Source organism: Inquilinus sp. (assembly GCF_057815775.1).
Window position 1 is genome coordinate 1 of record NZ_JBYRFX010000920.1, and the last position, 12773, is coordinate 12773.

Genomic DNA, 12773 nt, shown 5'->3' on the forward strand with positions numbered 1-12773 from the left:
CGCGGCCGGCACCGCGATGCTGCGGCCCTACGCCTATGCCGGCGTGTCGATCCTCAGCGACGACGACTGGACGGCGAAGGCGCGGTTCACCGGGGCGCCGTCGGGCACCGGCAGCTTCGACACCTCGCTGCCGATCGACGATGTGGTGGCGCGGATCGGTGCCGGCGTGCAGGTCTCGACCAATGCCGGCGTCGACATCCGGCTGCAATATGACGGCGAATTCTCCGACCGCGTCTCCAGCAACGCGGGCTCGCTCAAAGCCAGCATCCCGTTCTGAGGCGTTGCCTGACCGAGCGTCCGGTCAATCCCGGAGCGGCGTTCCGACCCCGAGCAGGGCCTCTCCCCGGTTCACGGCCAAGCTGCTCAGGCGGTACAGGATGAAGCCGTCCTGCTGCGAGCGAACGGTCTCGCGCACGGCGCCGAAGACGTCGCGGATCTCACCGAGCGCGTCGCCCGCCGCGACTGTCTGCCCGATTTCCGACGCCGGGTACCACAGGCCGTCGGCACCGGCGGCCGGAACCCACATCGTCACCATCTGCGGCCGCTCCTGAGGCGCCGCCGGCACCGGCCCGGGGATCATGCCGAGATGGTGCAGCACCCGGTCGATCCCGGCCGTCATCGCTGCGACGCCGACCTCGTCCCACAGGCCGTTGCCGCCGACCTCCGCGATGATGCTGGGCACGCCGAGCCGGCCCGCCGCAGTGATGGTGTAGCCTTCGCCGCCGGCCGCGACCGCCACCGGCAGGCCGAAGGCGATCGCCAGCGCCTGCGAGGCCTCGCTGCCCATCGGAAACAGCGAGAACGGCGCCAGTGCCTCGCTCAGATCCCCGCCATGCAGGTCGAGATAGGCGTCCGCCTGCGGATAGATCGTGGTCACCAGCCAGTCGGCCAGGCGCTCGCTCAAGGTTCCGTCGGGCCGGCCCGGGAACATCCGGTTCAGGTTGCGGCCATCCTCCGGCATCACATAGATGCTGCGCCGGCGGAAGCCGGACGGGTTCAGGATCGGCAGCACCAGGATCGTGCCCGCCAGCCCGGCCGGGTCCTGCCCGATCAGGCGCAGCGCCGCCTCGATCGAGCAGTATTCCGAGCCGTGCACCCCTGCGGTCACCAGCAGGGTAGGGCCCGGCGCCGCGCCCTCGACCAGGCCGAACGGGATCTCGAGGCCGTCGACCGGGGTGATGAAGCCGCGCTCGGACCGGGGCGTTCCGCTGTGCAGGGCCGGCAATCTGTCCATCTCGAACTCGTTGGAGGGGGCTACGGGGTCGGTAGAGTGCCGCTGCGGCGGAGGCCGGGATAGCCCCTTCATGGACCTGACGGACGTTACGGAGTCACGGTGGCGGCGGTCTGGCTCTTGATGCCGAGCAGGATCATCAGCGCGGCCAGCAGCAGGACGAGGCCGCTGGCGGTGAAGACGCCCAAGGCCCCGCTGCTGTCGAAGATCGCACCGCCGGCGGCGGCGCCAACCGCGATGGCGAACTGGATCGCCGCGACCAGGAGGCCGCCCGCGCTCTCGGCCTCATCCGGGACCGTGCGGGTGAGCCAGGTGGACCACGCCACCGGCACGGCGCCGAAGGCGACGCCCCATAGGGTCACCATCACCGAATTCGCCACCGGGGCACCGCCGCCCAGGGCCACGAAGCCGAGGCCGAGCAGGCCCATGGCCAGCGGCATCAGCAGGATCGCCAGCCGCATGCTGCGTTCGAGCAGCAGGCCGCCGAGGAAGGTGCCCAGGAAATTGGCCACGCCGAAGCCCAGCAGGATGCCCGACACGCCGGTGATGCCGACCCCGGTCACCGTCTCGAGGAACGGGCGGATATAGGTGAAGAAGGCGAAATGCCCGGCGAACACCAGGAGGGCGGCGATCATGCCGAGCCCGACCTGTGGGCGCGCCAGCACCTCGACCAGGGTGCGCAGGCGGGTCAGCCCGCTCGGTGCCATTCGCGGCAGCGTCGCGAACTGCACGGCGAGCGCCAGCACGCCCAGCACCGCCGCCAGCAGGAAGACATCGCGCCAGCCGATCACGTCGCCGAGATAGCTGCCGACCGGGGCCGCGACGATGGTCGCGGCCGAGACGCCGCTGAACAGCAGCGACAGGGCTCGCGGCACCAGCGCTTCGGGCACCAGCCGCATCACCGTCGCCGCGGACATGGTCCAGAACCCGCCGAGCGCCAGGCCGAGCAACACGCGCCCGAGCAGCAAGGCGGGCAGGCCTGGGGCGAAGGCGACGAGGAGATTCGAGACCGTCAGCAGGATCGAGAAGGCCAGCAGCACGATCCGCCGGTCGACGCGCCGGGTCGCGGCCGAAACCAGCAGGCTCATGACCAGCGCCACCACCGCGGTCGCCGTCACCGCTTGGCCGGCCACGCCTTCCGACACGCCCAGATCCGCGGCCATCGGTGTCAGCAGGCTGGCCGGCAGGAATTCCGCCGTCACCAAACCGAAGACGCCGAGCGTCATCGAGAAGACGGCGCCCCAGGCCGGCGCCTCCCGCGCCGGCGCTGCGGTCGTCGGCTGTGTCCATTCGCTCATCGGTCTGTCTCTCAAGGGAGTGTGGTGCGCTGCAGCAGAAGGTAAGATGGACATGCCGGACGATCTATGCCAGATACTCCGGAATGTTTGATCCAACGTCCGAAATGCGGTCCAGCGTGCCGGCCCCTCGACCGACGGGGGATCTGGTGAGCGAGTTGCTTCTCGGGATGCGCCTGTTCGGGGTGCAGTATCGCCGGATCGAGATCGTGCCGCCCTTCGGACTCGGCTTCGGCATGGACGAAGGGCGCGCGCAGTTCCACTTCATTGCCCGTGGCCAAGTCGTCCTGCGCACATCGGGCGGGGCGCTGCACAGGCTCGGCAGCGGCGACGCCGTGCTGCTGCCGCGCGGTGGCGCGCATGACCTCCTGTCCGCGCCGGACCTGCCCAGCCGCGATATCGCCAGCTTCGAGGCCGCCCCGCTGTGCAAGACCGTCGGCGCGATCCGGGCCTGCCCGGACGAAGCCGGCGGGACGGCGGGCGTTCTGATCTTCAGCGGCTGCATGGAATTCGACCTCGGCGGGATGCATCCGCTCGTGGCTGTCATGCCCGAGGTGATGCTGGTCGGCACGCTGCTGGAGCGGGATCCCGAAATCCTGCCGATGTTGGAGGCCATGGCGCGCGAGGTGTGCACGGAGCGCGCGGGCTTCGCCGGCATCCTGGCGCGGCTGGCCGATGTCGTCTCCGCCTCCATCGTCCGCGGCTGGGTGGAATGCGGCTGCGGTGATGCCACCGGCTGGATCGATGCGCTGCGCGACCCGCGCCTGGGCAGGGTCATCACCGCGCTGCACCGCGACCCGGGCCGGGACTGGTCGGTGGCCGAACTGGCGGCGGAGATGGGCAGCTCGCGCTCGGTCTTTGCCGAACGCTTCCTGGCCATCACCGGCCTGACACCGCTGCGCTACGTCACCGAGTTGCGGATGCGCCTCGCGGCCCAATGGATCGGGCGTGACCATATGCCGATCGAGGCCGTGGCTCACCGGCTCGGCTACGGGTCGCAGGCCGCCTTCAGCCGGGCTTTCAAGCGGGTGATCGGCCGGCCGCCCGGGACGGCCCGCACCGTAGATCGCGCCGAAGCCGCGACCGGCTGAGGGCCGATCAGTTGGCGCCCGCGAGAACTCCGCCATGTCGGCCGGCGGCCTGCCGATCGGCCGCCAGCTGTTCGACGATGGCAGCAACCTCGCTGCGGGCGTCGTGGCGGCTGAAATCGGCCTGCAGGGCCTGCGCCCGCTGCCGGTAGCGCGGGTCGGTCAACACCTGGCGCACGGCGTCGCGGATCTGCTGTGGCGTCGGCTGGCCGGTGCCGAGATTGATGCCGGCTCCGGTCCAGGCCACGCGGGCGGCGATCTCCGGCTTCTCCTCGCTGTCGCCGGCGACCACCAGCGGCACGCCGAGGCTGAGGGCATAGTTGACCGAGCCATAGCCGCCATTGGTGACCAGGACATCGACCTTCGGCAGCAGCCGGTCATAGGGCAGGAACACAGCCGCGCGTGCATTCTGCGGCAGCACCCCGGGGATCGCCTCGACCCGCGGGCCGCCGGTGGTGGCGACGGCGATGACGTCCTCTCCGGCCAGGCCGGTCAGGGTCGGGCCGACCAGCTGGGTGAGATGCTCGTTGGCGAGGGTGCCCTGGGTGGCCAGCACGACCGGCCGGCCGCCATCGAGGTCGCCCCACCAACCGGGCGGGGTGAAATCGGCCGCCGGTGGCGCCAGCAGCGGCCCGACGAACCGGATGGTCGCCGGCAGGTCGCTGCGCGGATATTCGAACGCCTGCGACGTCAGCTGCAGGTAGAGGTCGGGCAGGCAGCCCAGCGCGTCGAGCAGGAACATCGGCAGCGGCGCGCAGCCGAGGCGGGCCAGCGTCTCGTTGAAGTATTTCTGCACGCCGCCCAGCATCGACTGCTGCATGAACTTGGTGGCCATGGCGTTGCGGGCGCGCCCCATCGCGGTCGTCGGCGGCGGCTGGGCCGTCCCGAAGCAGGCGGTGTCGGCGTTGGTCAGGGCCAGGGCAGAGATGCCGACGCCAAGGATGGCCGGCCGGGCATGGCGCGGGCCCAGCAGCAAGGGCAGGGTGCCGCAGAACATCGAATCGGTGAGGATCACGTCGGCCGAGAAGCCGCGCAGGATGTCGCGCAGCCCGCCGGCCTGGTCGGCCATCAGGTCGGCGAAGAAGTGCTTCAGGCCGAACACCAGCCGCGGCAGGCCGGGCGCCAGCTTGGCACGCTCGGGGAAGTGCTTGTCCGGGTCGCGGTGGTCGAGATCGATGGCGCTGCGGAACGGCACGAAGCGTGCGCCGGTCGCCTCCGCCTTCTGCCGGAACGCGCTGCCGGTGTGGACGACGATGTCGTGGCCCCGGCCGGCGAGATGCTGGCTGAGCGCCAGCAGCGGCGCGACATGGCCCGGCAGCGCGGTGGCGGCAATCAGGATACGTGCCATAGGGTCTCGTCTATCCCTGTCCTGGGTCGATTGTGTCAGCTGGTTCCGGGTCGCTATTCCGCCGCTTGGTCCGCCATGGCGAATTCCATCCGCGACGGGCGCAGCTGCAGCTTGGCCAGGTAGCGCGCGAACAGGTCCGGGGTGACGGGCCGCAGCTCGGCGCCGACCTGCTTCAGCCGGGCATGGGTGCGGGCGGCCGTGACCAGGGGCAGCTCCATCCCGGTGTCGTGCTGCGACAGGATCGACACGACGGTGAAGATCTCGTCATCCGGGTTGGCCAGCAGGTAATCGCGGACCCGGTCGACCCACTGCTCGAAGGGCAGGATGTCGAGATCCAGGCCGATGTGCTCGAAGGCCGGCATCATGTCGCGGAGATAGGGTTCCTCATGGGTCATCAGGTGATAGACCTGCCCCGGCCCGCCGCTGCGGGAGAGGTTGGTGACAGCGCGGGCCACATCGTCGGCCGGCGTCATCGTGATCCGCTCCTCCACATCCGGGATGGCGCCGATCTGGGCGTATAGCCGGATCATGCGCCAGATCATATCGGTCTCGTTGAACAGCCCGTGGGCGCGATCGCCGGTGATGGCGCCGAGCCGGTAGATCGACACCGGCAGGCCGCGGTCCTGCGCCTGGCGGGCGAAGGTGTCGCCCACCCATTTGCTCTGGGCATAGCCGCCGACCAGCCCCTGCCAGGACGTCAGCTCGGTGTCCTCGGAGATCTCGCCCGGCCCGCTCTTCAGGTCGACGACGCCGAAGGTCGAGATGTAGTGCAGGGATTTCGGCCGGCCATTCGCGGTCCAGTCCAGCAGCGTCAGCACGCTGTCGGCATTGGCCGCCTTCAGGGTGGCGTAGGTCTGCAGGAAATCCACCATGGCGCCGGAATGATAGATCGCGTCGCACTCGTCCCGGACGATGCGGATCCCGTCCTGGTCGAGGCCGAGATCGGGGTCGCCGAGATCGCCGGTCAGGATCGTGATGCGGTCGTCGTTCCAGGCTTCGGCCAGGCTACGGCCCTCCAGCGCCCGCCACAGCCGGGCCCGGGCCGCCGTCGGATCCGGCGCGCGGACATGGCAGACGATGCTGGCTTCGGTCTCCTGCAGCAGCATGGCCAGCAGGTGGCTGCCGACGAAGCCTGTCGCCCCGGTCAGGAAGATCCGGCTGGGGATGGCCGGTGCGGGCCCGCTGCCGGTGCCGATATGGGCCGGCAGCACGGCTTCGCGGCCCAGATCCGGCTTCTCCGCCTCGGCCCGGTCGATGCGTTCGGCCAGGCCGGCGATGGTCGAGACCTCGAAGATCGTCCCCAGCGGCAGGTCGACGGCGAAGATCCGGCGGATCTTGGCGACCAGCTGGGTGACCAGCAGCGAATTGCCGCCGAGTTCGAAGAAGCTGTCATCGATGCCGACGCGGTTGAGACCGAAGGTCTCCTGCCACAGCTGGGCCAGCGTCGCCTCGGTCGGCGTGCGCGGCGCCGTGTAGTCCGCGGCGGTGCCGGCCTCCCGCTCCGGTGCCGGCAGGGCCCGGCGGTCGAGCTTGCCGGCCGGGGTCAGCGGCATGGCGTCGAGCGTCACGAAGAAGGACGGGACCATGTGGTCGGGCAGGGCCCGCTCCAGATGCCGGCGCAGCGATGCCGGGTCGGCATCGGCCCCCGGTTCGGCCACGACATAGGCGATCAGCCGGTTGTCGCCGGACGGGTCACTGCTGGCGACCACCGCCGCCTGGGCGATGCCCGGATGCTGGACCAGCGCCATCTCGATCTCGCCCAGCTCGATCCGGAAGCCGCGGATCTTGACCTGGTGATCGGCCCGGCCGAGGAAGTCGAGGGTGCCGTCGGGGCGCCAGCGGGCGAGGTCGCCGGTGCGGTACATCCGGCTGCCCGGTGTGCCGAACGGGTTGGCGACGAACCGCTCGGCGGTCAGGTTGGCGCGGTTGATATAGCCGCGGGCCAGGCCGGTGCCGGCCAGGTACAGCTCACCGACCATGCCGGCCGGAACCGGCTGCAGCCCGGCATCGACGACGTAGAGCTGGGTGTTCCAGATCGGCCGCCCCAGCGGCACCGGGCCTGGCGCGGCATCGCTGCGGCATTCCCAATAGGTGACGTCGACCGCCGCCTCCGTCGGCCCGTACAGGTTGTGCAGGGGCACGGCCAGCGTGGCGTGGAACAGCGTCTGCAGGTCTTCGGACAGGGCTTCGCCGCTGCAGAACACCCGCCGCAGCCCGCTGCACCCCGCCACATCGGGATCCTGCAGGAAGGCGCGCAGCATCGACGGTACGAAATGGATCGTGGTGATCCCAACCTCGCGGATCAGCCGGGCGAGATAGGCCGGGTCCTTGTGCCCGCCCGGCCGGGCCACGACCAGCGTCGCGCCCTCCATCAGCGGCCAGAAGAATTCCCAGACCGAGACGTCGAAGCTCGACGGCGTCTTCTGCAGCACGCGGTCATCGGGCCCGAGCCCATATTCCGCCTGCATCCAGCGCAGCCGGTTGACGATGGCGTCATGTGCGACCGCCACCCCCTTCGGCCGGCCGGTGGAACCGGAGGTGTAGATCACATAGGCCGGATGATGCGGCTCGAGCGGCCCGCCGCGCTCTTCGTCGGTGAGGTCGGATGTGGGCATCTCGGCCAGCGCCGCCGCGATCTCCGGCGTGTCCAGGACCAGCAGGGGCGTGTTCTCGGGCAAGGTCGGCGCGAGGGCCGTCGTCGTCAGCACCGCAACCGGCTTGGCATCGGCGAGCATGAAGGCGACGCGGTCGGCCGGGTAGTCCGGGTCGACGGGCAGGTAGGTGGCACCGGCCTTCAGGATCGCCAGCAGGCCGACCACCAGCTCGATCGAGCGGGGCAGGGCGATCGCCACAGTCTGCTCCGGGCCGGCGCCCTGCGCCGTCAGCAGCCGGGCCAGCCGGTTGGCCCGGGCGTGCAGTTCGGCATGGCTCAGCGCGATGTCCTCGAACACCAGGCTCGATGCATCGGGGGTGCGCCGGGCCTGGGCCTCGATCAGCGCGGTCAAGGTGGCCGCCGGCAAGGTGCGGTGAGTATCGTTCCAGCCGGCCAGGATCTGCTGCCGCTCCGCCGCTTCCAGGATGTCGATGGTGCCGAGCGGCTGGGCGGGATCGGCGACGATCGCTTCGATCAGCCGGCGCAGGCGCTGCTGGTGGTCCGCCAGTTCCGCGGCCGTGTAGGCGGCCGGATTGGCGTCGAAATCGATGTGCAGCCCTTTGTCGTCGCCGCGGTCGTAGATGAAGATGCCGAGGTTGTCGGTCGACCCGTTCGACAGGTTGTGCGGCGTCATCGGGTGGCCGCCGAAGCGCAGGTCGTAATCGAAGGGCTCGATGTTCACCAGGGTGGTGAACAACTGCTGGTTGTTGGGCAGCAGGTTGAGGTCCCGCCGCAGATCCTCATAGCGATACTGCTGGTGCCGCAGGCATTGCCGGACCTCGCGCCCGACCTGGCGGACCAGGTCGTGCATGCTCATCTCGGGCGCCAGCGCCAGGCGCAGGGGCACGGCATTGGCCAGCATGGCGGGCACCCGCCGCATCCGGCCGTTGGCGCGGGCCGTGACCGGGAAGCCGACGACGAGGTCGGCGGCGCCGGTCGCGCGATAGAGATAGGCCGTCGTCAGGGCGATCAGCACCTGCGGCACGCTGGCGCCGGCCGATTTGGCCAGGCCACGGATCGCTGCGACCGTCCCGGGGGCGAGGAAGGACCGGTCGCGCAGGAGATCGCCATTGCCGGCCGATCGCCGGTCGGACAGGGACATCGGCGGCGGCGTGTCGGCGAAGCGCTCGGTCCAGTATTGCCGGTCGCGGCCGAAGCGGTCCGAACTGCGATAGCCGGCCTCTTCCGCCAGCAGGTCGGACAACGGGCCGAATGCCGTGTCGTCGGTGGGCGCGCGGCCTTCGGCCAGGGCGGTGTAGAGCTCCGCGGCGCGCCGGGTGCACAGCCCGCCGGCCAGGCCGTCCATCAGGATGTGATGGACGCGGTGGTACCAGAGGAAGCTATCGGGCGCGATCTTCAGCACGGCGGAAAACCACAGCCGGTCGGTCAGCAGGTTCGACGGCCGGGTGTAGTCCTTCCGCATCCAGCGCTCGGCGGCGTCCCGCGGGTCGGCCTCGCCGCTGAAATCGACGAAGGGGATGTCGCCGTCATAGTCGTGGCGAACCACCTGGCGGGGACCGTCGACATCCTCGATGAAGCGGATCCGCACGGTCTCGGCCTCGCGGGCCATCTGCCGCAACGCCGTCTGCAGCAGCGCCGGATCAATCGGGCCATGGATCTCGATCGCTTCCGCCAGGTTGAACACGACGTCCGGCAGAAACTTCTGCGCCAGCCACATGCCCATCTGCGCGGCGGTCAACGGGAGCGACGCGGTCTCGAAATCGATGCTGTCCATGGTTCAACCCATCTCGCTCGGCAGGAAAGGGCGGTGGCAACCCTGCGGCGGCCGCAAGATTTCTGGTCGACACCATTCGTCACGATCGCGATCGCGGGCAGTCTGGTCGATGACGTCCGATTTCGGGAGCTGTATAGGTTTACAGGTGCCTCAGGCATTGACGTGCAGGGCGTCAGGCTTTTTCGCGGAGATTATTAAAAAATGATAAAGTGATTTTCAGTGAGTAAGATGAGTCGCAGATTTTATCTGCACACTCTCGTTGATAGTCATCAATAATTGTATCAATAAGGTGAAATTGTTTTGTCGAATGCCATGGGCCTCGACGCCAGGGAAAGAGCTCAAGGCCTGGGGCGAACACCTCACGACAACTCGGATCTACAGGATTCCCAGGGGATTCCGGATGACAATCGGTATCGCTGGCGGCCGATGTCAGATGGATATTTCATACAATCGTATATGAAGATCAGTGATTGTTGCTGAATCTGCGAACTTCAGTTGGAAAGCTTGCCGAAGCGCTGTTGCCTGACGCGTTGAGCCGCAGATATCAACATTCCGCAGGCGGCTCGGCGTGTCTGTATCTCGGGAATGCTCGCCCGAAGGCTGGGGCTCAGCCCGGCAGGAAGCGCTTGCGCTCTTCCTCGAAGCGGCGGGCGATGAAGCGCCGGCAGATCGTGACGCGGCGAAGCCCGGCGGTGTCAGGGTGCGACAGCATGAAATAGCTGCGCCGGAAACCGATCTCCGGCAGGATCCGGGTCAGGCCGGGAACCTCAGCGGCGGCGAAATCATGCAGGATGCCGATGCCGGCATCGGCCCGCACCGCCTCCATCTGGCCCATCACGCTGGCGCAGCGGAAGCGCCGGCGCGATCGGCTTTCCAGCGCCGTCACATAGTCCAGGGCCGGGGCATAGGCATAGTCCTCGACCCCGGTCACGACCATATGGTCCGCCAGTTCGTCGACGGTCCTCGGTTTGCCCGCCGCGGCGAGATAGCCGGCGGAGGCGTAGACCCCGAGGCTGTAATCGGTCAGGCGGGACACGATCAGCCGGCCCTCCACCGGCCGGTCGAGGCCGATGGCCAGGTCCGCCTCGCGCCGGGACAGGGAAAAGCTGCGGGGCAGGGGCACCAGTTCGATCGTCAGGTTCGGGTATTGCCGGGCGAAGGTGCCGAGCTCCCGGGCCAGGACATAGTTGCCGAGGCCGTCGGGGGCGCCGATCCGCACCGTGCCGGCGACCTCCGCCTCATCGTCGCGCAGCCCTTCGGCCGCGCCCAGGAGTGCTGTCTCGATGCCTTCGGCCACCGGCAGCAGCCTTTCGCCGGCCTGGGTCAGCACCGACCCTGCCGGCCGGCGGTCGAACAGCACCGTGCCGAGATCGGCCTCCAGCGCATCCAGCCGCCGGGCCACCGTCGCGTGGTTGAGGCCGAGCTTGCGCGACGCCGCCAGCAACTGGCCCTGCCGGGCGATCGCCAGGAAGACGCGCAGATGGTCCCAGTCCATGGCCTTTAAATCCTGCACAATGGTTGCTCGATCCTGGCCATTGATGCGCGTCCGGTAAAGCGGGATGACATCACATCCGCCCGCCGGGCCGACAGGACCAGGAGACGCCGCGATGCCGACCGAAATTCACCACTTCATCGGCGGCCGCCGGGTTCCCGGCAGCAGCGGCCGGACCGCGCCCGTCTTCAACCCGGCCACCGGCCAGCAGAGCGGCACCGTCGCCCTGGCCTCGGCCGACGATGTCCGCGCCGCGGTCGCCGCGGCCCGGCAGGCGTTGCCCGACTGGGCCGGCACCACGCCGCTGCGCCGCGCCCGCATCCTCAACCGCTTCCTGCGCATCCTCGAGGAACGCACGGACGAACTGGCTGCCGTCATCACTGCCGAGCACGGCAAGGTGCTGAGCGACGCCAAGGGCGAGATCCAGCGCGGCATGGAGGTGGTCGAGTTCGCGACCGCCGCGCCGCAGCTGCTCAAGGGCGAGATCACCGAGAATGTCGGCACTCGCGTCGACAGCCACTCGCTGCGCCAGCCGCTCGGCATCGTCGCCGGCATCACCCCGTTCAACTTCCCGGCCATGGTGCCGATGTGGATGTTCCCGGTGGCGCTGGCCTGCGGCAACTGCTTCATCCTGAAGCCGTCGGAGCGCGACCCGTCGGCCGCGCTGCTGATCGCCGACTGGCTGCGTGAGGCCGGGGTGCCCGACGGTGTGTTCAGCGTCGTCCAGGGCGACAAGGAAGCGGTCGACGCCCTGCTGTTCGATCCCGACATCGCCGCGATCAGCTTCGTCGGCTCCACCCCGATCGCCCGCTACATCTACGAGACGGCGGCGCGGACCGGAAAGCGCTGCCAGGCGCTCGGCGGTGCCAAGAACCACATGATCATCATGCCCGACGCCGATCTCGACCAGGCGGTCGACGCGCTGATGGGCGCCGCCTACGGTTCGGCCGGCGAGCGCTGCATGGCGATCTCGGTCGCCGTGCCGGTCGGCGAGAAGACCGCCGAGGCCCTGCTGGCCCGCCTGGAGCCGCGGGTCCGCGCCCTGGCCATCGGCCCCGGCACCGATCCGGAGGCCGAGATGGGGCCGCTGGTCACCCGGCAGCATCTCGACAAGGTGCGCGGCTACATCGATGCCGGCGTCGCCGAAGGGGCGAAGCTGGTGGTCGACGGGCGCGACTTCCGCCGCCAGGGCTATGAGGACGGCTATTTCATCGGCGGCACCCTGTTCGACCATGTCGCCACCGACATGAAGATCTATCGCGAGGAGATCTTCGGGCCGGTGCTGTCGATCGCCCGTGCGCCGGACTACGAGACCGCGGCCGGCTGGATCAACGGCCATGAATTCGCCAACGGCACGGCGATCTTCACCCGCGACGGCGATGCCGCGCGCGAATTCGCCCACCAGATCCAGGTCGGCATGATCGGCATCAACGTACCGATCCCGGTGCCGATGGCGTTCCACTCCTTCGGCGGCTGGAAGTCGTCGCTGTTCGGCGACCATCACATGCATGGGCCCGAAGGCGTGCGCTTCTACACCCGGATGAAGACCATCACCACCCGCTGGCCCACCGGCATCCGCGCCGGTGCCGAATTCGTGATGCCGACGATGAAGTAATACCTGCGGGGCGCAGCGGTGACCGCCGCTGCGCCCCGGGCTCAGGCCTCGATGCCCAGGGCCCTGGCGACACCGTCGCCCTAAGCGGGGTCGGCCCGCCGGCAGTTGGCGATATGCCGCTGCTTGATCTCGATCCGGGCGTCGCCCATAGCCCGCGCGGTGTTCTCGAACAGCAACTGCTGCTGCGCCGGGCTCATCTTCCGGAACAGATTGCCCGGCTGCTCCCAAGGGTCGTCATCGACGCGATGGTCCCAATGATCGGCCGGGCCGTCGACCGGCAGCGGCGGTTCGGAGAAGTCGGGCTGGTTCGCCCACA

Annotated in this window: 9 protein-coding genes; 3 read left to right on the plus strand and 6 right to left on the minus strand. The window is 69.2% G+C overall.

All coding sequences use genetic code 11. The features are described 5' to 3' along the window. Nucleotides 1-277, plus strand: a 277-nt coding sequence (locus AC3XYG_RS32830; RefSeq protein ID WP_489144091.1) for a hypothetical protein, incomplete at its 5' end; no start/stop codon positions are given. A gap of 24 nt (nucleotides 278-301) precedes the next feature. Here AC3XYG_RS32830 and AC3XYG_RS32835 read toward each other — a convergent pair. After that, the gene (locus tag AC3XYG_RS32835) at nucleotides 302-1234 is read right to left on the minus strand and encodes a succinylglutamate desuccinylase/aspartoacylase family protein (RefSeq protein ID WP_489144092.1); all 933 of its coding nucleotides are present in this window, start codon (nucleotides 1232-1234) and stop codon (nucleotides 302-304) included. A gap of 86 nt (nucleotides 1235-1320) precedes the next feature. Beyond that, nucleotides 1321-2529 (minus strand): MFS transporter, encoded by a 1209-nt coding sequence (locus tag AC3XYG_RS32840; protein WP_489144093.1) that lies wholly within the window; start codon nucleotides 2527-2529, stop codon nucleotides 1321-1323. 146 nt (nucleotides 2530-2675) lie between these two features. Here AC3XYG_RS32840 and AC3XYG_RS32845 point away from each other — a divergent pair, with 146 nt between their 5' ends. Next, entirely contained in the window at nucleotides 2676-3617 is a 942-nt protein-coding gene (locus AC3XYG_RS32845) for an AraC family transcriptional regulator (RefSeq protein WP_489144094.1), read from the plus strand. A 7-nt stretch (nucleotides 3618-3624) separates the two neighbouring features. Here the strand turns inward: AC3XYG_RS32845 and AC3XYG_RS32850 are convergent, their stop codons facing one another. The 3 genes from AC3XYG_RS32850 to AC3XYG_RS32860 all read right to left on the minus strand — a co-directional run bounded on the left by AC3XYG_RS32850 (nucleotide 3625) and on the right by AC3XYG_RS32860 (nucleotide 10845). Beyond that, the gene (locus AC3XYG_RS32850) at nucleotides 3625-4962 is read right to left on the minus strand and encodes a glycosyltransferase (RefSeq protein WP_489144095.1); all 1338 of its coding nucleotides are present in this window, start codon (nucleotides 4960-4962) and stop codon (nucleotides 3625-3627) included. Nucleotides 4963-5015: 53 nt separating this feature from the next. Beyond that, nucleotides 5016-9350: a non-ribosomal peptide synthetase gene (locus tag AC3XYG_RS32855; protein ID WP_489144096.1), complete on the minus strand. Its 4335-nt coding sequence runs from the start codon at nucleotides 9348-9350 to the stop codon at nucleotides 5016-5018. A 607-nt stretch (nucleotides 9351-9957) separates the two neighbouring features. Beyond that, nucleotides 9958-10845 carry a LysR family transcriptional regulator gene (locus AC3XYG_RS32860; RefSeq protein ID WP_489144097.1) on the minus strand — a complete coding sequence of 296 codons (888 nt, stop codon included), beginning with the start codon at nucleotides 10843-10845 and terminating at the stop codon, nucleotides 9958-9960. A 112-nt stretch (nucleotides 10846-10957) separates the two neighbouring features. On the opposite strand from AC3XYG_RS32860, the gene AC3XYG_RS32865 reads away from it, so the two are divergent. Beyond that, on the plus strand, nucleotides 10958-12457 hold the full coding sequence (locus AC3XYG_RS32865; RefSeq protein WP_489144098.1) for a CoA-acylating methylmalonate-semialdehyde dehydrogenase: 1500 nt from the start codon (nucleotides 10958-10960) through the stop codon (nucleotides 12455-12457). Nucleotides 12458-12537: 80 nt separating this feature from the next. Here the strand turns inward: AC3XYG_RS32865 and AC3XYG_RS32870 are convergent. Then, nucleotides 12538-12773, minus strand: a 236-nt coding sequence (locus AC3XYG_RS32870) for a catalase-related domain-containing protein (protein WP_489144099.1), incomplete at its 5' end; no start/stop codon positions are given.

Excerpts from the sequence above, each read along its gene's own strand:
- AC3XYG_RS32835 (WP_489144092.1), bottom strand. The coding sequence starts at position 1,234 with ATGGACAGATTGCCGGCCCTGCACAGCGGAACGCCCCGGTCCGAGCGC.
- AC3XYG_RS32840 (WP_489144093.1), bottom strand. The coding sequence starts at position 2,529 with ATGAGCGAATGGACACAGCCGACGACCGCAGCGCCGGCGCGGGAGGCG.
- AC3XYG_RS32850 (WP_489144095.1), bottom strand. The coding sequence starts at position 4,962 with ATGGCACGTATCCTGATTGCCGCCACCGCGCTGCCGGGCCATGTCGCG.
- AC3XYG_RS32855 (WP_489144096.1), bottom strand. The coding sequence starts at position 9,350 with ATGGACAGCATCGATTTCGAGACCGCGTCGCTCCCGTTGACCGCCGCG.
- AC3XYG_RS32860 (WP_489144097.1), bottom strand. The coding sequence starts at position 10,845 with ATGGACTGGGACCATCTGCGCGTCTTCCTGGCGATCGCCCGGCAGGGC.
- AC3XYG_RS32865 (WP_489144098.1), top strand. The coding sequence starts at position 10,958 with ATGCCGACCGAAATTCACCACTTCATCGGCGGCCGCCGGGTTCCCGGC.